Source organism: Pseudarthrobacter sp. MEB009, from assembly GCF_030208875.1.
In the GTDB taxonomy this organism is placed as follows: Bacteria; Actinomycetota; Actinomycetes; order Actinomycetales; family Micrococcaceae; genus Arthrobacter.
The window spans coordinates 94710-116541 of sequence record NZ_JARVTC010000013.1; the positions used below are offsets into that span (position 1 = coordinate 94710).

The 21832-nt window shown below is 67.8% G+C and carries 18 protein-coding genes; 10 read left to right on the forward strand and 8 right to left on the reverse strand.

Going from position 1 to position 21832, the window contains the following annotated elements; translation table 11 throughout:
- Positions 1-138: 138 nt before the first annotated feature.
- Positions 139-2577: a beta-glucosidase family protein gene (locus QRN07_RS11655; protein ID WP_285241097.1), complete on the reverse strand. Its 2439-nt coding sequence runs from the start codon at positions 2575-2577 to the stop codon at positions 139-141.
- Positions 2578-2710: 133 nt separating this feature from the next.
- On the opposite strand from QRN07_RS11655, the gene QRN07_RS11660 reads away from it, so the two are divergent.
- From QRN07_RS11660 to QRN07_RS11680, 5 genes are all read left to right on the forward strand, one after another.
- Complete coding sequence (locus tag QRN07_RS11660; protein WP_285241098.1) at positions 2711-3541, forward strand: IclR family transcriptional regulator; 831 nt, start codon at positions 2711-2713, stop codon at positions 3539-3541.
- Positions 3542-3569: 28 nt separating this feature from the next.
- Positions 3570-4064: a hypothetical protein gene (locus tag QRN07_RS11665; RefSeq protein WP_285241099.1), complete on the forward strand. Its 495-nt coding sequence runs from the start codon at positions 3570-3572 to the stop codon at positions 4062-4064.
- Positions 4065-4310: 246 nt separating this feature from the next.
- On the forward strand, positions 4311-4715 hold the full coding sequence (locus QRN07_RS11670) for a VOC family protein (RefSeq protein ID WP_285241100.1): 405 nt from the start codon (positions 4311-4313) through the stop codon (positions 4713-4715).
- The gene (locus tag QRN07_RS11675; protein WP_056601540.1) at positions 4712-5014 is read left to right on the forward strand and encodes a winged helix-turn-helix transcriptional regulator; all 303 of its coding nucleotides are present in this window, start codon (positions 4712-4714) and stop codon (positions 5012-5014) included. The genes QRN07_RS11670 and QRN07_RS11675 overlap by 4 nt, the downstream gene beginning before the upstream one ends.
- A gap of 432 nt (positions 5015-5446) precedes the next feature.
- On the forward strand, positions 5447-6790 hold the full coding sequence (locus QRN07_RS11680; protein ID WP_285241101.1) for an MFS transporter: 1344 nt from the start codon (positions 5447-5449) through the stop codon (positions 6788-6790).
- Between the two features lie 69 nt (positions 6791-6859).
- Here the strand turns inward: QRN07_RS11680 and QRN07_RS11685 are convergent, their stop codons facing one another.
- The gene (locus tag QRN07_RS11685) at positions 6860-8083 is read right to left on the reverse strand and encodes an ROK family protein (protein WP_050684227.1); all 1224 of its coding nucleotides are present in this window, start codon (positions 8081-8083) and stop codon (positions 6860-6862) included.
- Between the two features lie 177 nt (positions 8084-8260).
- On the opposite strand from QRN07_RS11685, the gene QRN07_RS11690 reads away from it, so the two are divergent.
- The 3 genes from QRN07_RS11690 to QRN07_RS11700 are packed head-to-tail and all read left to right on the forward strand — an operon-like array spanning position 8261 to position 11296.
- Positions 8261-9469, forward strand: a complete 1209-nt coding sequence (locus tag QRN07_RS11690; RefSeq protein WP_050684276.1) for an ABC transporter substrate-binding protein — start codon at positions 8261-8263, stop codon at positions 9467-9469.
- Positions 9470-9488: 19 nt separating this feature from the next.
- Positions 9489-10376, forward strand: coding sequence for a carbohydrate ABC transporter permease (locus QRN07_RS11695; RefSeq protein WP_285241102.1), 888 nt, complete (start codon positions 9489-9491; stop codon positions 10374-10376).
- Positions 10376-11296, forward strand: a complete 921-nt coding sequence (locus tag QRN07_RS11700) for a carbohydrate ABC transporter permease (RefSeq protein ID WP_056601552.1) — start codon at positions 10376-10378, stop codon at positions 11294-11296. The genes QRN07_RS11695 and QRN07_RS11700 overlap by 1 nt, the downstream gene beginning before the upstream one ends.
- Here QRN07_RS11700 and QRN07_RS11705 read toward each other — a convergent pair.
- From QRN07_RS11705 to QRN07_RS11725, 5 genes are all read right to left on the reverse strand, one after another.
- Complete coding sequence (locus QRN07_RS11705; protein WP_285241103.1) at positions 11293-13551, reverse strand: glycoside hydrolase family 78 protein; 2259 nt, start codon at positions 13549-13551, stop codon at positions 11293-11295. The two genes, QRN07_RS11700 and QRN07_RS11705, sit on opposite strands and share 4 nt — an antisense overlap.
- Before the next feature lie 37 nt (positions 13552-13588).
- Entirely contained in the window at positions 13589-14584 is a 996-nt protein-coding gene (locus QRN07_RS11710) for an oligopeptide/dipeptide ABC transporter ATP-binding protein (RefSeq protein ID WP_285241104.1), read from the reverse strand.
- The gene (locus QRN07_RS11715; RefSeq protein WP_285241105.1) at positions 14581-16638 is read right to left on the reverse strand and encodes a dipeptide/oligopeptide/nickel ABC transporter permease/ATP-binding protein; all 2058 of its coding nucleotides are present in this window, start codon (positions 16636-16638) and stop codon (positions 14581-14583) included. The genes QRN07_RS11710 and QRN07_RS11715 overlap by 4 nt, the downstream gene beginning before the upstream one ends.
- The gene (locus QRN07_RS11720; RefSeq protein ID WP_050684221.1) at positions 16635-17576 is read right to left on the reverse strand and encodes an ABC transporter permease; all 942 of its coding nucleotides are present in this window, start codon (positions 17574-17576) and stop codon (positions 16635-16637) included. The genes QRN07_RS11715 and QRN07_RS11720 overlap by 4 nt, the downstream gene beginning before the upstream one ends.
- Positions 17577-17638: 62 nt before the next feature.
- Positions 17639-19195, reverse strand: a complete 1557-nt coding sequence (locus tag QRN07_RS11725; RefSeq protein WP_285241106.1) for an ABC transporter substrate-binding protein — start codon at positions 19193-19195, stop codon at positions 17639-17641.
- A 224-nt stretch (positions 19196-19419) separates the two neighbouring features.
- Between QRN07_RS11725 and QRN07_RS11730 the strand changes: the two genes are divergently transcribed.
- Both QRN07_RS11730 and QRN07_RS11735 read left to right on the forward strand, forming a co-directional pair.
- Entirely contained in the window at positions 19420-20673 is a 1254-nt protein-coding gene (locus QRN07_RS11730) for a glycoside hydrolase family 1 protein (protein ID WP_056601569.1), read from the forward strand.
- An 85-nt stretch (positions 20674-20758) separates the two neighbouring features.
- Complete coding sequence (locus tag QRN07_RS11735; RefSeq protein ID WP_056601572.1) at positions 20759-21049, forward strand: hypothetical protein; 291 nt, start codon at positions 20759-20761, stop codon at positions 21047-21049.
- On the opposite strand, the gene QRN07_RS11740 is transcribed toward QRN07_RS11735, so the two are convergent.
- On the reverse strand, positions 21034-21786 hold the full coding sequence (locus QRN07_RS11740; protein WP_050684275.1) for a GAF and ANTAR domain-containing protein: 753 nt from the start codon (positions 21784-21786) through the stop codon (positions 21034-21036). The genes QRN07_RS11735 and QRN07_RS11740 overlap by 16 nt on opposite strands.
- Between the last annotated feature and the right edge of the window lie 46 nt (positions 21787-21832).

Here is a 21832-nt window from a genome sequence, read left to right on the forward strand (position 1 = left end):
TCCTTGCGGGTGCTGTGGTCCGGTTGCCGCCGGCGGCGGCAACGAAAGGCTGGGTGCCGGGGCTAAAACCGGGGCGAGGCGCCGGGGACGGGCGCGGCGCGGTGCTTCGTGCAACGCCCCGCAGCCCGGGCGGGCGGGTCATGCGATGGCCCCGTCCCAGTGGGCGGCCAGAGGTCCGGCCAGGGCGCCGGCGGCCTGGCCGGCGTCGGAGGCCGGAGCCAGCTGGAACAGTGTCGGTTCCAGCACCCAGCCCGTTTCCTCGTCCCAGTACTCGAAACTCCGGACGGGCAGGAGCACCTCAAGGTCGGCCGATTCCCCGGCGGCGAGCTGAACGGTCCCGAAACCAGCCAGCCAGAACGCCGGCCGGTCAACCGCGGAGCCGGGCGCCGAGGCGTAAACCTGCGCCACGTATTTGCCGGCCCTGGTGCCGGTGTTCTTAACGGTGAGGACAGCGGAAACACCGGCGCCCGCGTGCCGCAGCGAAAAGGCGGACACGGCGAACGTGGTGTAGGACAGCCCATGGCCGAACCAGTACGCGGGGGCTGGCTCCTGCCGGGCCCAGCCGCGATGGCCCAGGTGCACTCCTTCCGTATAAGCCAGTTCGCCGTCCCGGGGGGCGGTAGTGGTGACGGGCGCGTCCGCCAGCACCGCGGGCCAGGTGGTGGGCAGGTGCCCGCCGGGCTCCACTGCGCCCAGCAGAACATCCGCCAGGGCGTTGCCCATTTCCATGCCCGGGAACCAGACCAGCAGCACCGCCGCCGCGTCATGGCGCCAGGGCATTTCCACCGGGGCGCCCGCATTTACCACCACCACGGTGCGCGGATTGGCTGCGATCACCGCGGCCACCAATTCATCCTGGGCGCCGGGAAGCCGGAGGGAGGTCCTGTCGAAGCCCTCACTTTCCACGGCGCCGGAAGTCCCCACCATCACCACGGCCACCTCAGCCTCCCGGGCGGCCTGCACGGCGGCGGCAATTTCCGCGTCCTGCGAGAGGCGGGGCTCGGCCACACCCAGCCCCACGCGGAACAGCATAAAGTCGCCGGCCCAGGTGAAGCGGAGGGCCACGTGGATGGCCGTGCCCGCCGTCAGTTCAACGGGGCCGCTGACGTCAGGGGCGCCAATGAGCACCTCCTCGAGGTTGCCGGCACGGTCCCTGGAATCGGCGGTGGCTACGGGAACGCCGTCCACCGTCACCTCGCCCAGGCCGATCCCCTTGTAGCCGAGTTGCCAGCTCCCGGACAGGTGCGGGGTGAACAGGGTGGAAAGTTCGACGGCGGCCGCCCCGGCGGGGACGCCGGTCCGGCCCCGCGTCAGCGTGGTCAGCCGGCCTGCCTGCGTTTCCAGGACGGCACCGGCAGCGTCCAGCCAGCGCAGCTGCACGGGTGCGCCATCAAAGGTGCACTCACCGGGCCGGGGTTCGCGGAGGCCATCGGCGAGCCAGGCACCCTGCGTGGTGGTGACCCGGACGCCTTCGCCCAGCGCGTTCCGGAGCCCTGCCGCGGGTGGAACCGTGTAGTCGGGATACACCGAGGCGCTGCCGCCGCCCTGCGTGCGGGGGTCCAGTGCTGCCGGCCCGATCAGTGCGATCGAGGTGGGCCCTGCCGGCCGCAAGGGCAGCATGCCGTCCCGGTTCTCCAGCAGGACCGTCCCTGCAGCGGCGGTCGCCCGGGCCAGCGGACCGGCGTCGGACGGGTTAATCGCTTGGTTCCGGCCGGCGGTGACCCTGCGGCCCAGCGTCAGCAGGCGGCGGATTTTCCGGTCGATCTCCGCCTCCGCGACCTGCCCGCCCCGGACGGCCTCAACCAGCGCCGCACCCCACAGCTTCTCCGGTCCGGGCATGGCCAGGTCCGTGGCCGCAAGCGCCGATCCGGTGGTGGAATACACGGCGTGCCAGTCGGAGACCACGGCACCGTCGAAGCCCCACTCCCCCTTCAGCGGCTCCGCCACCAGCGCGTTCTCGGTCATGGGCGCACCGTTGACGCCGTTGTACGCGGCCATGACCATCCACGGCCGCGCGTTCCGGACCACATTTTCGAACGGCGCCAGGTAGGCCTCGCGAAGGGTTCGGGCCGCGAGCACGTTGTTCACTTTCGTCCGGTCAGTTTCGGCCTCGTTGGCTACAAAATGCTTCGGGCAGGCACCGATCCCCAGGGACTGGATGCCGGTCACGTACGCGGCGGCCAGGTCGCCGGTCAGCAGCGGATCCTCCGAATAGCACTCGAAGTTGCGGCCGGCCAGGGGTGAACGGTGCAGGTTGATGGTGGGGCCCAGGACCACATCCACCTCCGCGCGGCGGGCTTCGGCGGCGAGCTGGCGTCCGATGCGCTCCAGGAGGTTCCGGTCCCACGACGCCGCCAGTGCGGTTCCGGACGGGAAGTTGGCCGAGCCGTGCTGTTCGTTCTCCCTGTGCCCGCGCACGCCCACGGGACCGTCCGACACGATCACCCGGGGCAGTCCCAGCCGGGCGTCCGCGCGGGTGGACCAGAGCCCGTCGCCGCTGATCAGCGCAACCTTGTCTTCAAGCGGCAGCGTGGAAAGGGCGTGTTCGACGTCGGCGTCGAGACTCGTGGCGGTCATGCGGCTGGCTCCTGGGCGTGGGGTGCTGGGAGTTCCAGCTTCCGTTCCCGCAGCATCTTCACCACAGGGAGCTTTCATTGGTTGGAATAGTATTGTGGGACAGCTCACGTATCCCCCAGCATCGAAGGCGGCCATGGCAGTCCCTCCGGATTCAGACGCTCCTCCCGCCCGCGGCAAGCGGCCCAAGCAGGGCGAACCGGTGGTGGACCGCGCCCTGAGCCTGCTCGCCGTCTTCTCGGACCGGCGTCGGGCGCTGACTCTTTCTGAGCTGGCGCGCTACGCGGACATGCCGGCGCCCACGGCGCTGCGGCTGATCGCCCGCCTGGTGGCGTGGGGCGCGTTGGAGAGGCTCGACGACGGCCGGTACGTTGTGGGGGTCAGGCTCTGGGAAGTGGCATCCCTGTCGCCGCGGGGGCACGGGGTACGCGAAATCGCACTGCCGTACCTGGAGGACCTTTTTGAGGTCACCCGGCACCACGTGCTGTTGGCAGTGCGGGACAACGAACAGGCGGTGCTGATCGAGCGGCTGTCCGGAAAGGATGCCACCGAGGTGGCCTACCGGGTTGGCGGGCGGGCCCCGCTGCGGACCACGGCCATCGGGCTGGTGCTGCTGGCCGGCGCTGACCAGCAGTTCCAGGAAACCATGCTGCGCAAGCCACCTGAACTCGAACCCGGCGTGGCGGTCATGCCGGAGGGGCAGGTTCGCCGGACATTGTCCGACGTGCGCCGGACGGGCATTGCCATGATCCGCCGGACCTTGCCGTCCACCACGGTGTCGGTGGCCTCGCCGGTCTTCGACGCCCAGGGCACCGTGGTGGCGGCGCTGTCCATTGTGGTGCCGGACGGTGCCACACCCCCGAACGTCCTGGCCCCGGCGGTGCGCGCGGCAGCCAGGGCCGTCTCCAGGAACCTGGGCTACAAGGCGGAAGCCAGCGCAGACGTGCGGACCCATTCGGAAGGCTGAAGCCCGGCGCCGGCACTAGGCTGGAGCCATGACGTTGGGGGACGTGCCGGGGCCGGCGAAAGAGCAGGTGGTCCTGCAGGCGCCTGCCTTCATCAAGGGCTGGCTGATCACCACCACTCTGTGGGTGGGCCTGTTGGCCACCATCATCGCCATATCCCACGTGGTCACAGCCTTCCGCTCCGGGACCGACGCGTGGACCGGCTGGGGAGTCGTGCCGCTGGCGCTCTTTTACGGTTATGGGACCGCCCTTTTGACGGGCGCTCCGCTCGCGTGGGTATTGGCCTTCCTGCTCCGTCCCGTGCGGCGCCAGTGGATCCATGTCGGAGCATTTTTTGCCGCGCCCACCCTGGTCTTTTGGGGGCTGGGCGGGTTGCTGGGACTGGGCTGGCACCCGGGGTTGCTGGGTTTGTGGGCAACCGTGGGGGCTGCCGCTGCCGTGGGCCGGTGGGCGATCCGGGGGAATATATCCACGAGCAGCGCGTGGGCCGCGCGGGAGCAGTACCCGGAGATCCCCGCGCGCTGAGAGCACGCCCCGGAACGGTTGCGTTGCCTATAGGTGCGCCCGGGAAATATGGCGGGACCCGACCCTGCTCACCGTGCGCGGAGGGACAAAAGCGGAGGTTCGCCTTTTCTCCTCCGATCCGTCAGCGGAGGGCAGCTTCCGCGGCCAGGGCTGATAGTTGCCGACGGCTGCCCGGCTGCTACGGTTGCAAGTTGCAAAGTGCGGCTGGGTCTTGACGCCATACTTGCAAAATGCAAGTATGGCGTCATGAGCCTTTTCATCACCTGCCCGGTTGAGAACGTCGAGCGCTCCACAGCCTTTTATACCGCCCTTGGCTGGAACCTCAACACCGAGATGTCAGACCACAACGTGTCCTGCTTCGCGATCGCGCCCGAGCAGTACGTCATGCTCGGCAGCCGCGAGATGTACGCGAGCGTCGGTGGCGCCGAAGAGCTGGTCGGTGGGCCGGACACCCCCTCGAAGGTCACCGTCTCCTTCGACCTCGGCAGCCGGGAGGCAGTGGACGGGCTCATCGAACGCGCCCGCGCCGCCGGCGGGCGGATCGGCGACACCGACGACTACCCCTTCATGTACCAGCGCCAGTTCGACGACCCCGACGGCTACCACTATTCGCCGTTTTGGATGAAGCCGGACGTCGATCCGACCGCGTGAGCGACCTCGCCGCGGCCCTCGACGTCGTCGGAGCGCGGTGGGCCCTGCTTATCGTGGAGCGGCTGCTCGACGGGCCGCAGCGCTACGGCGATCTGCAGCGCGACCTGGGAGTGCCAACCAACATGCTTGCGACCCGCCTGCGTGAGCTCGAGGCCGCCGGCCTATTGTCCCGCCTACCCCTTCGGCACAACACGCGGGCCTACGCGTTGACCGATAAGGGCCTCACCCTGCGCGAGGCGATCAACGCACTGGAACGCTGGGGCGGCGAGCAGCGGGCTCGGAGCGCCCCGAAAACCTGAGGCCTTCAGGCAACGGGTACATCGCTTTGTGACTGGGCGGCAAGTCGGATAAGCCCATCGGCCTACAGGTGCGCGCCTGATCGCCGCCACGTGAACAGTCACGGCTAACGGGGGCGGGTGGATTCGCCTCGGCCTTAAGGCGGGGCCAAGTCGTCCTGCACGCATGGGCATTTGCTGTTCCCGGCCCGAAGGCTTCACGTGACGTGCCGGAGCGCCGCCCACTGCCAGGAGCCACCCCCTTGACGTAGTGGCCCACTTCACATTAGATTGTTCAACAACCTCAGATTGTTCAACAACCTGACCAGCACTGCCCGGCAGCCGTACTCCGCCGGGAACGCCCCACCGCTGCCCCTCGGCACTCCCCGGCCCGCGGCGCAGGCACCCTTCCCGCCCCGGCGGTCCGCAGCAACGCATCCACCCTGGAGGACACCCATGGCCACCAACCCAGCCCCGGCGCCTGAGACCACAGCCCCCGTGGTGCGCCGCAAGGATATGCACAAAGCCTTTGCCGCCAGCCTTACGGGCACCGCGCTTGAATTCTACGATTTCGCCGTCTACTCGGCAGCGGCCGCCATCGTTTTCCCGCTCATCTTCTTTCCCGCCGCAGATCCCCTTACGGGCACCCTCCTCGCTTTCTCCACCTACGCCGTGGGCTACATTTCCCGGCCCGTCGGCGGCATCATCTTCGGCCGCCTGGGTGACGAGATCGGCCGGAAAAAGGTCCTGGTCATCACACTGATGCTGATCGGCGTGGCCACGTTCCTGATCGGCCTGCTGCCCGCCTACGGCACCATCGGCATCGCCGCACCGATCGCACTGGTGCTGCTCCGCTTCGCCCAGGGAGTCGGCGTGGGCGGCGAATGGGGCAGCGCCGTGCTGCTGTCCAGCGAATTCGGTGATCCCCGTCGTCGTGGTTTCTGGGCCTCCGCCGCCCAGATCGGCCCGCCCGCCGGCAACCTGATGGCCAACGGCGCCCTGGCGGTACTGACGTTGATGCTGTCCGAGGAAGCTTTCGTGGATTACGGCTGGCGGATTGCGTTCCTGGTCTCCGCAGTTTTGGTGGCCTTCGGACTCTGGATCCGGCTGCGGCTGGAAGACACCCCCGTTTTCAAGGCCCTCGAAGCCCGCGGCGAAAAGCCCAACGCCCCCATAAAGGAAGTCCTCCGCACCCAGCGCCGGCCCCTCGCCGCAGCCATCCTCAGCCGCATCGGCCCGGACGTGCTCTACGCCCTGTGCACCGTTTTCACACTCACCTACGGCATCCAGAAGCTCGGCTTCGACCGCGGCCAGGTTTTGGTGGCCGTCCTGATCGGATCGGCCGTCCAGCTCTTCACCATGCCCCTGGCCGGCGCGGTCTCAGACCGGATCAACCGTCGCCTCGTCTACGGCGTCGCCGCGGTGGGCGCCTCCGTCTGGGCCTTCGTCTTTTTCATAGCCCTTGAGGGAAAGTCCGCTACGGTCCTGATCATCGGCACCGTGCTGGGCCTGGTGTTCCACTCCTTTATGTACGGCCCGCAGGCCGCGTTCGTGGTGGAACAGTTCAGCCCGCGCCTCCGCTCCACCGGCAGCTCGCTGGCTTACACCTTTGCCGGAATCATCGGCGGCGCCGTGGCGCCATTTATGTTCACCCTCCTGATGGGCGCCTACAACAGCTGGCTGCCCGTGGCCATCTACCTGACGGTGGCCTGTGTCCTCACCATGGTGGGCCTGGCCCTGGGCCGGAACTCAAACGTCGCCGAAGATGAGGAATACCTTCAGGAATCAGCGCGCGCCTAAGCCCAGGCGGCACGTCAACACGAAGTCCAGCGGCCGGAACGTGCGTTCCGGCCGTTGGCGCGCCTCCTCCTAGTTCATCGCACCGGGCGGCCGGGCGGAAGCGACCGGGCGCCCCAATCGCAGGACGTCACTGCGGGCCGCTTCGAGGGCTGCGTGCACGGCCCCGGTGGCCACAGACGTGGCGCCGAGCGCGGACAGCAGCAGCTCCGGGGCTGGCAGGTTGATTTCCCCGGGCAGCAAGTCCTGCGCCACGGCCAGCACCTCATCCAAACCCTCCACCACCGCCCCGGCCACAATCACCCGCTCCGGGTCGTACAGGCTGCCAAAAACGCCGGTTACCCGGGCGAGGAGCGCTCCCGCGCGCTCCACCAGGGCCCGCGTCCAGGCATCCCCGGATCGGGCAAGGTCCAGGACCATCCGGCCCGTAAGGTCCGCGGCCGCCACCGGCGCCAGGGGATGTCCGGACGGAAGATCGCCGGCCGCCTTGGCTTCGCGGACCCAGTCGGCCAGCTGCAGGCCGATCCCCACCACCGACTCAACCCCAAAAACGTAGTCGAAGGCCATCATCTCGCCCACACCGCCGTGCTTGCCCTTCAGCAGGCGGCCATCCACCACTACTCCCGCGCCCAGCCGGTCCCCGGCGAGCAACACCACAAAATGCCGCAGCCCTACGGCCGCCCCCACGCTGCCCTCGGCGATGGCGGCCAGCGATGCGTCGTTCTCGATCCGGACAATGGGCACCCACTCCTCCAGCAGCTGCTGCAGGCCGGGATTCATCCGCTGCCAGAAGCCGCCCTCCTGGCGCGGCGATGCGCCAACGGCATCCACCGGCGCCGGGACGCCGACGCCGGCCGCAAGGACCTCGTTGCGTTCCCGGCCGGCCTCGAGCAGGGCCGCATCGATGGCGGACACCACGGCTACCCGCCGTTCCGCGGCGCCGCTGTCAACGTCAAGCCGGACGGTCTGCCGTGCCAGGGGGTTTCCCGAAAGGTCGGCGATGGTGGTGGTGAGGTGGGTCCGGCCCGCGTCCAGGCCCACCACCACGGCAGCCCCGGGGCGGAAGGCGAACCGCCGCGACGGCCTGCCCTTGCTGTATTCACCGGTGGCGCGGGCATTGGGAAGCTCCTCAAGGAGGCCAAGGCTGATTAGCCCGTCCAACGCCTCGATGGCTGTGGAACGCGTCAGTCCCGTGGCCGCCATCGCGTCCGTACTCACGAAGGCTTCCGCCGCCCACACAAAATTCAGCATTGCCTGCAGGCTGGCGCGCGGGGCGGCAATTCCTGTGTCCGTCATCACTGCCAATCCTTGACCGCGTCGGTTCTGTACTGCATCATTGTCGCAGGACAGTTGATTCGCAAGCTAAATCTAATAGCCGAAACAACACCTGAGCCGACACCGGCCCCCGAAAGGATCCTCCCCGTGCCCCGACGCCGTAGCGCAAAAATCCTCGCCCCACTCCTGGGCGTCCTGATGCTCGGAACAGGCCTCTCCGCCTGCAGCAGCGCGGACGCCCCGGAAACCGTGAGGTTCCACCTCTCCAAACCCGAGGCAATCCCGTACTTCCGCGAACTCATCAAGGAGTACAACGCCGCCAACGACGACGTCGAGATCGTCCTCGATTCGTCCTCCAACCTGCAGGCAGGCTTCCTCCGGGGAAACCCGCCGGATCTTGGCCTGCTGAACTACAACATGGAAATGGCCCGCTTTATGGAGCGGGGCGCCCTCAGCGACCTCAGCGACATGCCCGAAGCAGGCCGGATCCTCCCCGAAGTCCAGGACCTGGTGACCCAGTATGCCTCCTACCCCGGCCGGACCAGCGTGCTGCCGTACTCCGTGATGGCGGCATCGGTGATCTACAACAAGCAGATCTTCAAGGAACAGGGCATCGAAGTCCCCACCACGTACGCGGAGCTTACGGCTGCCTGCGAGAAGCTCAAGGCCGCCGGCATCACCCCCTTCTATGGAACGTTCAAGGACCCCTGGACCGCGGCGCAGGGCTGGTTCGACTACACCGTAGGCGGCGAAGTGGACGTGGCGGATTTCTACAAGGCCATGAACGAACTGGGCACGGAGGTTGGGCCGGACAGCCCTGCCTCCTTCCAGAAGGACTTCAAGGAGCCGGTCAGCCGGATGAAGCAGTTGATCGACAACTACACAAACGCCGACGCCGCCAGCAAGGGGTACGGCGACGGGAACCTGGCGTTCGCCAAGGGTGAGTCGGCCATGTACCTGCAGGGCCCGTGGGCTTTCGGTGAGATCGCCAAGACCGCCCCGTCCCTGGAGCTGGGCACGTTCCCGCTGCCCATGACGGAAAACCCGGAGGATCTGGAAGTGCGGGTCAACATCGACCTCGCCGCCTGGATCCCCGAGGCATCCAAGCACAAGGATGCAGCCCGGAAATTCCTCAGCTACCTGTTCCGGCAGGACGTGATGGACAAATATAACGCTGCCCAACTGGGCTACGGCACCACCACCGACGCTGCACCGGCCACGGACCCCCGCATCACCGGAATGAGGGACTATTTCGAGGCCGGGGACTTCTACCAGGGACCCTCCAAGGCCATCCCGCTCACCATTCCCACCGAGAACTACATCCAGGGAATCGCCCTTGGCGGCGATGCCACCCAAGCCCTGAGCACCCTGGACGCGGACTGGGCGCGCCTGGCGCTCCGCCGCTGACGGACAGAAAGAACAGGCGATGACAGCAACAACACTTTCCCCCCGCCCCAAACGCAAAGTGGAGAAGATCTACTACGCGTTCCTCGTCCCGAGCCTGGTGCTCTTCACCCTCTCCATCACATTGCCCGCCATCATCGGCATCTTCTTCAGCTTCACCAACTCCATCGGGTTCGGCGACTGGGACTTTGTGGGCCTGATCAACTACGTTGCCCTGTTCTCCGACCCCGCCGTCCTGGCCAGCTACCTGTTCACCTTCGGCTTCGCGGCCGTGACGGTGGTCCTGGTGAACGTCCTGGCCTTCCTCCTGGCGGTGGGGCTCACCGCCAAGATCAGGCTGAAGACCAGCCTGCGCGCGGTCTTCGTGATCCCCATGGTCATCTCCGGCATCATCATCGCCTACGTCTTCAACTTCCTGTTCTCCAACTCGCTGCCGGAACTGGGGCAGGCGGCCGGTGTGGGCTGGCTGAGTGAAAGCATCCTTGCCAATCCTGAGTTGGCCTGGATCGGCGTCGTCCTTGTCACCACCTGGCAGGCCATTCCCGGAACGCTGCTGATCTACATCGCCGGCCTCCTGGCAATTCCCGGCGACGTTTATGAGGCCGCCGACCTGGACGGCGCCGGCAAGTTCGCGCAGCTGGTCCGGATCACGCTGCCCCTGGTGGCCGGCTACATCGTGATCAACGTCCTGCTGGGCTTCAAGAACTTCCTTAACGCCTATGACGTGATTGTGGGCCTCACCAACGGCGGCCCGGGCACCGCCACCCGGAGCATCCCCATGACCATCGTCACCGGGTTCACCGGCGGCGACTACGCCTACCAGATGGCCAACGCCGCCATGTTCTTCATCATCGTGGTGGCCATTTCCCTGCTCCAGCTCCGGATCACCCGCGGAAGGAACGCGCTCTGATGACCATCCTCAACACCCCCGCCATCGAGGGCGCCGAAACCGCGACGGCCGCCGGCACCAAGGCACCCCGCCGCGCCGCAGCGTCACCCCGGAGCCGCGGCGACAAAGCCAATTGGCCGCTGACCACCATCCTGGTGCTGTGCGCGCTGACCGTTGTGGTGCCGCTGTACGTGACCATCTCCATGGCGTTCAAAACCCAGGCGCAGGCAGTGGACGGCAACGCCTTCTCACTGCCCGCGCCCTTCAGCCTCGAAGGCTTCACCACCGCCTGGAACCTGACCAACTTCCCTGCAGCCTTCGCAGTCACCGTGCTCATCACGGCCGGCACCGTCGCCGGTACCGTCATCCTGGGCGCCCTCGCCTCGTTCGCCATTTCCCGGAACTGGGACCGCAAACTGTTCCGGTATTCGTTCTTCTACCTTTTGGCTGCGATGTTCATCCCGTTCCCCGTGGTGGCACTCCCCCAGATCCAGCTGACCGGCCTGGTGGGCCTGGACAACCCCGCCGGCGTGGTCCTGCTGCACATCATGTTCCAGCTCAGCTTCAGCATCCTGCTGTTCACGGCATTCCTCCGTTCCATCCCGGCGGAACTGGAGGAAAGCGCCAGGATCGACGGCGCCAGCACCTGGCAGACGTTCTGGCAGCTCATTTTCCCGCTGCTGGCGCCCATGAGCGCCACGGTGGGGATCTTCGCCTTCCTGGCCTCCTGGAACGACTTCATGATGCCGTCGCTGATCACCTCGGACCCTGCCCTGCAGACCCTTCCGGTGGTGCAGAGCATCTTCCAGACGCAGTTCAGCAACAACTACAACGTGTCCTTCGCGTCGTACCTGATGGCCATGGCGCCGGCCATCATCGTGTACCTGTTCTGCCAGCGATGGGTCATGGAAGGTGTCACGCAGGGCGCCGTCAAGGGCTAAAACACGTGGCTGCCGCCCTGGATGGTGAACCGTTCCCGGCCCGGCAGGTCGACGTCGGCGCTCACGCCGGCCGGGACGGTGGCCTCCACGGCCAGCCGGCCGTCCACCATCCGCCAATCAACCCGGACCTGCCCCGCGGGCGTCGCGAGGCTGGTCCGGGCCCAGTCGATGCCGGCGCCGGGCTGCGGGGCAATGAGGATCCTGGCGTAGCCCGGCTCCAGCGGCCTGATGCCGCCCACCACCTTGTGCATCCAGTCCGCCACGGCGCCCAGGGCGTAGTGGTTGAAGCTGGTCATCTCGCCGGGGTTGATGGATCCGTCCGGAAGCATCGAATCCCAGCGTTCCCACACCGTGGTGGCGCCCATGGTCACGGGGTACAGCCAGGACGGGCACTCCTCCTCCAGGAGGAGCCGGTAGGCGTCTTCCAGGTGGCCGGTGTCCGTGAGCGCGTGGGTGATGAACGGCGTCCCGGCGAATCCAGTGGACACGCGGTAGCCGTTCTTTTGGACCAGCTGGGCCAGGCGGTTGCCGGCGAAGTCGCGCAGTTCCGGGGTTTCCAGCACGTCGAACGCGATGGCCAGCGCGTACACGGTGCTGCAGTCGCTGTGGATGGTGCCGTCAGCGGCCACGTAGTACTTGGCGAACGACCGCTGCACGCGGGCCGCGAGCGCTTCGAAGTACTCCGATTCCTCCGGTTTGCCCAGCAGCCGGGCCGTTTCCGCAGTGATCCGGGCCGTCCGGTACAGGCAGGCGGTGGCCACCACACCGGTGTCGGCCTTGGCAGCCCACGGCTGGTCCGGCGCGGCGTCCGGGTCCAGCCAGTCGCCGAACTGGAAGCCCTGGTCCCACAGCCCTTCGGGGGACAGCAGCGTTTCCACCCGGCGGGTGTGCGAGGCCATCGAGGCGTACTGGTTCCGCAGCACGCCGAGGTCGCCGTAGGCTTCCCACAGCGCCCACGGCACCCAGACTGACGCTTCGCTCCACAGGGCGGAGGACTCGGGTTTGGGGAATTCGGGCGGCTGCGGGCAGTATTTCAGCGCGTCCGGGACGGTGATGGGGACCAGCCCGTCCGCGGCTTCCTGCTCCGCGGCGAGGTCCAGCAGCCAGTCCTGCAGGAAGCCCTGCACGTCGTAGAGGAACGCGGCGGTGGGGGCGAACACACCGATGTCGCCGGTCCAGCCAAGCCGTTCGTCCCGCTGCGGGCAGTCGGTGGGCAGGTCGAGGAAGTTCCCGCGCAGCCCCCACACGATGTTGCTGTGCAGCTGGTTCACCAGCGGGTTGGAGCATTCGAACTCACCGATCCGCTCCAGCTCCGAGTGCACCACCACGGCTTCGAGCGAATCCGTGGTGAGGGTGCCGGGCCAGCCCGTGACCTCGGCGTAGCGGAACCCGTGGAATGTTTTGGTGGGCTCGAAGAAGTCGCTGCCACCGGAGAGGATCAACGTGTCCGCCGCCTTGGCTGAGCGGAGCGGCCGGACCCCCAGTTCACCGTCTTCAAGGACCTCTGCGTGCCGCAGGGTGATCGCGGCGCCGGCCTCGCCCTGGACGGTGAACCTCAGCCAGCCCACCAGGTTCTGGCCGAAGTCCACCAGCGTTTTGCCGGTGGGTGAGGTGAGGATTTCCACGGGACGGACGACGCCGGTGCGCACCACGGGCGGGCCAACCGGCGTTGCCAGCCGGCCGGCGTCGAACGCCAGGGTCCGTACCCCGGCCCACCCGCCGTCGGACGCTGCCGCGAAACCGGGAGCCGACCAGCCTGGCTGGACCCGGCGGGCGTCCACAACCTGCCCGTCGTAAAGGTCGTTGAACGTGGTGGCGGACGGGCCTGCCTGCCAGGTGTCATCGGAGGCGACGGTCTGGACGTGGCCGTCCGCGAAGGTGATGTCCAGCTGGCCGAAAAACCCCAGCTCACTGCCGTACAGGTTGGACTCGCCGTGCCAGGCCAGCCGGCCGCGGTACCAGCCGTTGCCCAGTTCCACGCCGAGGACGCTCTCCTGTCCCAGCAGGGCGGTGACGTCGTAGCTGCGGTAGCGGAGCCGCCATTCGTAGGAGCTCCAGCCAGGGCTCAGGACGTCGTCCCCCACCGGGCTGCCGTTGATGAAAGCCTCGTAGACGCCGAAGGCGGTGGCCCGCAGGGTGGCTGAGGCCACGGCGCCGTGGCCCGTGTCCAGGGCGAACTCCTTCCGGAGCCGCGGGGCGCCGTCGAACTCCTGGGTGGGCGTGATCATGGCTGCCTGCCACGGGGTGGACGTCATGGGGATCCGTTCTGAAAGTGCGGGTGGAAAAAGGTGTTCAGGCATAGTGGCATGCTACGTCGGCGCCGCCGACGCGGCGCAGGGCAGGGCGTTCGTCGCGGCACAGGTCCGTGGCGAGGGGGCAGCGGAGCCGGAACGGGCATCCGCCGGGCCCGGGAGTGGCTGCCGCGCCGGTCCGGATGCCCAGGGATTCACGTGCCTCGCGGCGGGCGGCCTGTTCGGCGGGGCGGGGTACGGGCGAAGCCGCCACAAGCGCCTGCGTGAAGGGGTGCCGCGGGTTGCCGGTGACCTCATCGGCGGGGCCGTTTTCCATCACCTGGCCGCGGTAGAGGACCACCACCCGTTCGGCGAGGAACCGGACCACGGCGATGTCGTGGGCAATAAAGAGGTAGCTCAGGCCCCGCTCGTCCCTGAGGTCCGCGAGCAGGTTCAGCACCTGGGCCTGGGTGGAAAGGTCCAGCGCGCTGACGGCCTCATCGCAGACCACCAGCTTGGGATCGCAGATCAGGGCCCGGGCCACGGAGATCCGCTGGCGCTGGCCGCCGGAAAACTGGCTGGGGTAGCGGTCCACCGCGTCCCGCGGCAGGCCAACACGTTCCAGCATGTCTTCCGCCTTGCTCCGGGCCTCCGCCGCTGCGGCGCCGCGGAGCTTGAGTGGTTCCATCAGGGAAGCGCCCACGGTGTTGCGCGGGTTCAGGGAAGAGTTGGGGTCCTGGAAGACGGCCCGGAGTTCCCCGCCAAGCGCGCGGCGCTGGCCGGGCCCGGCGGCCGTGATGTCCGTGCCCTGGTAGGCGATGGAGCCGCCGGAGACCTTCTGCAGTCCCAGGATGGCTTTGCCGATGGTGGACTTTCCGGAGCCGGACTCCCCCACCAGGCCCACGGTTTCGCCGGGCGCGATGTCGAAGCTGACGCCATCGACGGCTGCCGGCGAAGCCGCGGCTTTCCGGCCGCGGCCGTAGCGGACCACAAGGTCCTTGACCGCCAGCATGGGCGCCGTGGTGGTGCCGGTCCGGGCCGGTGTTTCGATGCTCATGCCAGGTCCTTTTCGGTGACGTTCAGCTGTTTCGGGGACAGGTCCAGCAGCCGGTGGGGTGCCACGTCGGTGGCCACCCAGTCCAGGCCTTCGACGGCAAGTTCGTCCGCCTTGACGCACCGGACCAGGCCCGAGCCGGTTCCGGAGGACAGCAGCGGAACCGGAGCCAGGCACGCCGAGCCGGCAAACTGGCAGCGGGCCGCGAAGCGGCAGCCGGAGGGCCAGTCCTTGGGCTGCGGGACCTGGCCTTGAATCGTGGCGAGGCGCTCGGGCATGTCCGTGTGGTTGGCGTGCGGGTCGGCGGCGAGCAGCGCGAGGGTGTACGGGTGCCGCGGGTCATCGAGGATGTCGGCCGTCCGGCCGTTTTCCACCACCTGGCCGGCGTACATCACTGCCACCTGGTCGCAGATGTCCGCCACCACACCAAGGTCGTGCGTCACCATCACCACGGACATCCCCGTTTCCTTGACCAGGCCCCGGAGCAGGGAGAGAATCTCGGCCTGGACGGTGACGTCCAGGGCGGTGGTGGGCTCGTCTGCCACCAGCAGCCGGGGTTTCCCGGCCAGGGCCAGGGCGATTGCAACGCGCTGGGCCATGCCGCCGCTGATCTGGTGCGGGTAGGTTTTCAGGATCCCGGCGGCGTCCACGATGCCCACCTTCTCCAGCAGGCTGAGGGCTTCGGCGCGGGAAGCGTTCCGGCCCATGCCGCGGAGCCGCCGGATGGTGGCGGTGAGCTGGTAGCCCACGGTGAACATGGGGTCCAGCGCCCGCATGGGTTCCTGCGAGATCAGGGCGATGTCCCGGCCGCGGATGCCTTCCATTTCCTTGTCCGTGGCGGCGGCAAGGTTCATGCCGTTCCAAAGGATCCGGCCATCGGCTGCAGATACGCCGGAGGGCAGCAGGCCCAGGAGCGCCAGCGCGGTCATGGTCTTGCCGCAACCGGATTCGCCCACCAGGCCCAGGACGGTGCCCTGCTCGACGTCGAAGGAGACGTCCGTGACCAGGCGGACACCGTTGTCCACACCTACGGAGAGGTTGCGGACGCTGAGGAGGCCCTTCGCCAGGCCGTCCGGCGCGTCGGCGGCGCCCGCGGCGGACACTGCCTTGGCCCGTTGGCGGCGCGCTGCGGCGGAGGGCAGGTGGGAGGCGGCCGCGTTGGGCGCCTTGCCCAGGGCGTTGCCGATCGCGTTGGCGGCCAGCACTGTCAGTGCCAGCACCACGCCGGTGGGGACCATCATCCATGGCGCGTCATAGACGTGCTGGGAAGCGCCCTGGATCATGCCGCCCCAGCTGGGCTCGGGGATGGGCGGGCCAAAGCCGATGAACGCCAGGCCTGCCTGGATGAGCATGCCGACGGCGAAGATCAGCGCGGCCTGGACCACGATGGTGTTGACCAGGCCCGGGAACACGTGGCGGAGGCTGATGCCCAGGGCACCCATGCCGTCCACCTTGGCGGCATCCACGTAGAGCTGGGACTGCAGGGACTTCGCCTGGCCCAGCATCACCCGGTAGATGCCGGCGGAGATCAGGACACCCAGGATGGCCATGATGAGGGGGATGTTGGTGCCCACGGCGCCGATCACTGCCAGGATGATGACGGTTCCCGGCAGGGACATCATGACTTCCGTGACGCGGCTGATGACCGCCTCGGCGCGGTCGCCCGCCCCGGCCGCAGCCATCGCAAGGATGGTCCCGAGGCCGACGCCCACCAGCACCGTGATCATTGAGGTCCCCAGGGTGCCGGCGGCGGCAGCGAAAATGCGGCTGAGGATGTCGCGGCCCAGTTCGTCGGTGCCCAGCCAGTGCGCGGCGGTGGGGCCGGACAGGACGGCGGTGAAATCCTGGTCCTCGGTCCGGAACGGCAGCCAGAGCGGCGCCGTCAGGGAGGCGGCCACTATGGCGGCCAGCCAGATGAGCCCGGCCACGGCGCCCGGCGAGGCGAAAAGCCGGTGCCGGGAGAACCTGGTGAGGGCTGCCTTTCCGGGGGTGCCCGCCGGGGCAAGGGCCGGCGTCGCGGTGGAATCTGCTGGGGCGGGGGCAACGTTGGGGATCATGAGGCACGCAACTTCGGGTCGAGGAACTTGGTGGCGAGTTCCAGCACCAGGTTGACGGCGACCACCACCACGGTGGCGATCACCACCACGCCCTGGACGGCGGGGGCGTCGTGGGTGCTGACGGAGGTCTGGACGGCCTGGCCCAGGCCCGGCATGGCGAACAGCTGCTCGGCGATGACCGAACCGCCGAACAGGCCGATGAACTGCAGCGCGATCCCGGCCACGATGGGCAGCGAGGCGTAGCGCAAAGCGTGGACATAGAGGATTTTCCAGGTGGGCGTGGCCGTGGCGCGGAGGGTCCGGATGTGTTCCTGCTGCAGCGCCTCGAGCATGGAGGCCCGGGTCTGCCGGGCGATGAACGCCGCCCCGCCTACGGCGAGGGTAATAACCGGGAGCGCCAGGGACAGCGCCCAGTCCTGCGGGGAAACCTCGAACGGGACGTAGCCGGTGGCGGGGAAGACTGAGGACTGGACGGCGAAGAGGTAGACGAAGATGATGCCGATCCAGAACGCCGGCAGGGCCACGAGGAGTCCCATGAACCCGCCGATCACCTGGTCCAGCAGGCCGCCGCGGACTGCGGCTGTGACGCCCAGGGCGATGCCCAGGACGGCGCTGAGCAGTGTGGCGCCGGCGGCGAGGGAAGCGGTAACCGGCAGTCGGGACGCCAGGTCCGCGCTGACGGACCGGCCGTCGATCAGCGAGGTGCCCAGGTTGCCCTGAACCGCGTCCCCCAGCCAGCGGAAGAACTGGCTGAACAGCGGATCGGACCAGCCGAGGCGCTGGTTCACCTCATCGATGGCTTCCTGTGAGGCGCCGGCGCCCAGCGAAACCGCTCCGGGACTGCCGGGCATCGCGTGCACCAGCAGGAATGCCAGTACCGCAACCACCAGCACGGTGGCCAGCGCCATCAACAGGCGCTTGGCGACGAACAATGCCATGGTGACCTCCGTTGGTCAGGCCGGGCGCGGCTTCCGCGGAAGCCGCGCCCGGCGGGGTTGTGTCAGTTGGTGGGCTTGAAGGACGAGAGCAGCGGGTAGGAGTTGGAGCCTGCGAACTCCACTTCCGAGACCTTCTTGGTGTTGTAGCCCCAATTGGAGAGGGACTCGAACAGCGGGATCATCCAGCCGGACTCCACCAGGCGGGTGTTGAGCTTGGTCAGTGCCGTCTTCCGGGCAGCGTCGTCCTTGGCAGCGGCAACCTCTCCGGTGGCGGCGGACAGCTGGTCATCGGTGGCCTTCTGGACGTTGGTGAAGCCGTTCAGGATGGCCCCGTACATCAGGCCCAGCGGGTTGTCCCAGGTCAGCGGCGCGTAGCCCAGCGGGGTGGTGGCGACGGCGGCGAATGCCTCGTCCGTGGAGGCGGCCATCTTCACGTTCATGGTGATGCCCACGGCAGCGAGGTCCTTCTGGATGGCCTGCAGGTCGGTCTGGGTCTGGGCGCCGGCGATGATGGTGAACTCGAAGCCGTTGGCGTAGCCGGCTTCCGCGAGCAGGCTCTTGGCCTTTTCCGGGGAGTAGGCAAACCGGGTGTCCAGCTCCGTGGTGAAGCCGGCGGAATCCTTGGGCAAAGCGTTCCAGGCCGGGACGTCACCCTTGTGGAGCGCGTCCACCAGGGCTTTGCGGTTGATGGCGTACTGGATGGCCTGGCGGACTTTCTCCTCTGCGAAGGCGGGAGCAGTCTTGCCGGTCTTGTCGAAGGAAATCATGGTCTGGACGGTGCCGCCGATCTGCGACACCCCCACGCCCTTGGACTTGGCGAAGTCCACCGTGGGAGAGGTCAGCTGGGCGACGTCGGCCTGGCCGGAGACCAGTGCGTTGGCGCGGGCCTGCGGGTCCAGGATGACGCTGAAGACGATCTTGTTGTAGGCGTAATCGGCGGCGTCGGCATTTTTGTCGTTTTTGACCAGCACGTACTTGTTGCCCTTAACTGTGCTGGCATCAAGGGTGTAGGGGCCGGAGCCGTCCGGCTTGGTGGCCAAGCTGGCGGAGTCGGCCACGCCGGTCTTGCCGACGATCATGCCCATGGTGGAGGTCAGGTTCTTCTCGAAGCCCGGCTGGGCCTTGGCGAAGGTGATGGCCACCTGGGTGGGGCTGACGACGTCGACACTGCTGATTTCCTGCGCCCCGCCCTTGGCGATGGCTGAGTAGGTGCTCAACGCGGCGTCCGTGCGGCGGTCCAGGTTTGCCTTGACCAGGGCGGCGTCCAGGGTGGAGCCGTCGGTGAAGGTGACACCTTCCTTGAGGGTCAGCGTCAGCACCGTGCTGTCCGCGTTGTATTCGAAGGCGGACGCCAGGCCGGGGCCGGCGGAGCCGTCCGGCTGCAGGTCCAGGAGGGTGTCGTAGAGTCCTTCCATAAACTGGCGCTGGGCGTCAGCCACCCGGATGGGGTCGTAGCCGAACGACGCGGAGTCGCTCTCCACGCCGATGGTCAGGGTGGTTTTGTCAACGGCCGTGTTGGCAGTCTGGGTGCCGCCGCCACAGGCAGCCAGGGAACCCATCAGCAGGGCGCCGGCCAGGACGGCGGCGCTCCCCCGGCTCTTGGTGGTCTGAAGTCTCATTGGTGCGCCTTCGCATTCGTGTTGGACAACGGAGAAAGTAAACATGTGGTGTGCCGGCAGCTGCCTGGCTCCCCTCAAGGATCAGCCGCAGCGAATTCCCGCGGACATGACAATGTCATTGATTGAAAATGTATTGTGGCGCCGGTCACGCCGGGCTGGAGGATGGATAAAAGGGCAGCGACGCCCGGCGCCCGTCAGCGGGCGCCCCTTACGAAAGGATCAACATGGCCACCCAATCCCAGTTCCCGCAGGACTTCCTCTGGGGCGTAGCCACCGCCGGCCACCAGGTGGACGGCGGCAACGTCAACAGCGACGCCTGGTTCCTGGAACACCTGCCGGGAACGTCCTTCGCGGAGCCGTCCGGCGATGCGATCGACCACTACCACCGCTACCGTGAGGACATCGCCCTGATCGCCGGGCTGGGCTTCACCAGCTACCGCTTTTCGCTGGAATGGGCCCGGATTGAACCCGCCGAGGGGCTCTTTTCCGTCGCGGAACTGGAGCACTACCGGCGGGTCCTGCTGGCCTGCCACGAGCACGGCCTCACACCGGTGGTCACGTTCCACCACTTCACCTCCCCCCGGTGGCTGCTGCAGGCCGGTGGCTGGGAGGACTCCCGCACCCCTGAACTCTTTGCCCGTTACTGCGACCGGGTCATGGCCCACCTGGGTGATTTGATCGGCGTGGCCTGCACCCTGAACGAACCCAACCTCGGCCCCCTCCTGGCGAACTTCGGCCTTCCGGTGGCAGCCCCCGGGCAGCGCGGCTCCCTGCCCATGTGGGTCTCTGCCGGCGAAAAGCTGGGCATCCCTGCGGAGCAGGTCTCCTACTTCCAGTTCGCAGCCTCTGAGGCGGCCTTCGAGGTGGGCGTCGCTGCGCACCGGGCCGGAACGGCCGCCATCAAGGCCCACCGGCCGGACCTGCTGGTGGGCTGGACCCTTGCCAACTCGGACATCCAGTCCGTGGACGGCGGCGCCGAACGGGCCGACCAGGTGCGCCGGGACGTCAACGAACGCTTCCTGCTGGCCTCGCGGGGCGACGACTTTGTGGGGATCCAGACCTACGGGCGGACGGTATTCAGCGCCGGGGGCCTGGCGCCGGCTCCGGCCGGCGCCCCGACCAACCAAAGCGGTGAGGAAATTTATCCGCAGGCTCTCGAAGCCACCATCCGGGAGGCTGCCCGGGTGGCAGGGGTTCCCGTGATCGTCACGGAGAACGGGCTCTCCACCGATGACGACGCCCAGAGGGTGGCATACCTAGAAACCGCGGTGGCCGGGGTAGCGTCCTGCCTCGCGGACGGGATCGATGTCCGAGGGTATATCGCCTGGTCAGCGTTTGATAACTACGAATGGATTTTCGGGTACGGGCCCAAGTTCGGCCTCATTGCCGTGGACCGGACCACCCAGCAACGCACCCCCAAGGAAAGCGCGCGCTGGCTGGGCCGGATGGCCCAGGACCAAGTATCGCAGCCGGTCTGAAAAAAGTTTGGAAGTCCACCCATCCATCGGCCCGTCCGCTCCGAATGCCTTGCGATCTATACTTTCCAAGACTGAGGACGGGACCATGGATGAGGCGGACCAGCAGGTACTGACCGGCGGTGTCATCACCGAACACGGCCTGGATCCGACGCACCTTTGGCTGGAATACATCGCGTTGGGTGGCGATGCCCCGGAACAGGACCTCCGGTCCTACCTGGCGGGGAACCTGAAGCTGCCCGCCAAGGACAGGGACGCCCTGGCGCAGGCCATCAACGAGCACTGCGCAGCCAACAGCCTGCTGGGCAGGGTGCCGCTCAGCGATTTCCCGTTGGCCGGCCGCCCCACGGATTTCCAGGATCCCTACTCGTCGAAGTAGGTAATGACCCGGCCTTCACCTGCCACTGAGGTGATGACCGCTCCCGCAACGTCCCGGAGTTTCAGGTTGCGGCTGTTGGAGGCGTTCAGCAGCACCCGGAACGCCGAATCCTGGTCGCACTTGTTCTGGGCCATGATGGCGCCGGTGGCAAGGTCAATCACGGTGCGGGACTTCATGGCGGCGCTCATGCCGTCACGGGTCTCGCGCAGTTTGGTCATCCGCAGCGCCAGGGTGAGGCCCTTGGATGCCTGGGCCACAAAACCTTCGGCCCGCTCAAAGCCGCCGTCGGCGAACCCATCCCGGCGCCTGCTGTAGATGCTGACCAAGCCGGTGGCGTCGTCGTCGAGCTGCAGTGGCAGGCAGAGGACAGAAGCGATCCCCTGCCGGCGGGCCGCGCCGGCATAATCGGGCCACCGCTCTTCCAGGGACAGGTCCGGGCTCAGGACGCCGGCGCCTGAACGGTCCGCGTCCACCCCCGGCCCGTCGCCGTTCCTGCCTTCCAGGAGCATCAGGAGCCGGGCGCGCGGATCGCTTCCCACCACCACCAGGGGCTTCTTGGGGCGGGCCAGGCTGATCCCGCACCAGAGGCCGCACTCCGGGGTCCCCAGCGCGGTGGCCGCATGACCGGCGACAGCTGCGAGGAGGCCCTCGGCATCGGTGTCGGCAAGGACCAGGTCCTGCACATGCGCCGCCACAGCAGCAAACAGCCCGCTGTCCGGGCATTCGGCGTCAGCCAAGAATTTTTCCCCTCCGTCTTTAAGGAAAGCCACATCACTATGGCCG

What these genes read in the sequence shown, in the direction of transcription:
- QRN07_RS11655 (WP_285241097.1), bottom strand. Translation starts at nt 2,577, where the DNA reads ATGACCGCCACGAGTCTCGACGCCGACGTCGAACACGCCCTTTCCACG.
- QRN07_RS11660 (WP_285241098.1), top strand. Translation starts at nt 2,711, where the DNA reads ATGGCAGTCCCTCCGGATTCAGACGCTCCTCCCGCCCGCGGCAAGCGG.
- QRN07_RS11665 (WP_285241099.1), top strand. Translation starts at nt 3,570, where the DNA reads ATGACGTTGGGGGACGTGCCGGGGCCGGCGAAAGAGCAGGTGGTCCTG.
- QRN07_RS11670 (WP_285241100.1), top strand. Translation starts at nt 4,311, where the DNA reads ATGAGCCTTTTCATCACCTGCCCGGTTGAGAACGTCGAGCGCTCCACA.
- QRN07_RS11680 (WP_285241101.1), top strand. Translation starts at nt 5,447, where the DNA reads ATGGCCACCAACCCAGCCCCGGCGCCTGAGACCACAGCCCCCGTGGTG.
- QRN07_RS11685 (WP_050684227.1), bottom strand. Translation starts at nt 8,083, where the DNA reads ATGACGGACACAGGAATTGCCGCCCCGCGCGCCAGCCTGCAGGCAATG.
- QRN07_RS11690 (WP_050684276.1), top strand. Translation starts at nt 8,261, where the DNA reads ATGCTCGGAACAGGCCTCTCCGCCTGCAGCAGCGCGGACGCCCCGGAA.
- QRN07_RS11695 (WP_285241102.1), top strand. Translation starts at nt 9,489, where the DNA reads ATGACAGCAACAACACTTTCCCCCCGCCCCAAACGCAAAGTGGAGAAG.
- QRN07_RS11700 (WP_056601552.1), top strand. Translation starts at nt 10,376, where the DNA reads ATGACCATCCTCAACACCCCCGCCATCGAGGGCGCCGAAACCGCGACG.
- QRN07_RS11705 (WP_285241103.1), bottom strand. Translation starts at nt 13,551, where the DNA reads ATGACGTCCACCCCGTGGCAGGCAGCCATGATCACGCCCACCCAGGAG.
- QRN07_RS11710 (WP_285241104.1), bottom strand. Translation starts at nt 14,584, where the DNA reads ATGAGCATCGAAACACCGGCCCGGACCGGCACCACCACGGCGCCCATG.
- QRN07_RS11715 (WP_285241105.1), bottom strand. Translation starts at nt 16,638, where the DNA reads ATGATCCCCAACGTTGCCCCCGCCCCAGCAGATTCCACCGCGACGCCG.
- QRN07_RS11720 (WP_050684221.1), bottom strand. Translation starts at nt 17,576, where the DNA reads ATGGCATTGTTCGTCGCCAAGCGCCTGTTGATGGCGCTGGCCACCGTG.
- QRN07_RS11725 (WP_285241106.1), bottom strand. Translation starts at nt 19,195, where the DNA reads ATGAGACTTCAGACCACCAAGAGCCGGGGGAGCGCCGCCGTCCTGGCC.
- QRN07_RS11730 (WP_056601569.1), top strand. Translation starts at nt 19,420, where the DNA reads ATGGCCACCCAATCCCAGTTCCCGCAGGACTTCCTCTGGGGCGTAGCC.
- QRN07_RS11735 (WP_056601572.1), top strand. Translation starts at nt 20,759, where the DNA reads ATGGATGAGGCGGACCAGCAGGTACTGACCGGCGGTGTCATCACCGAA.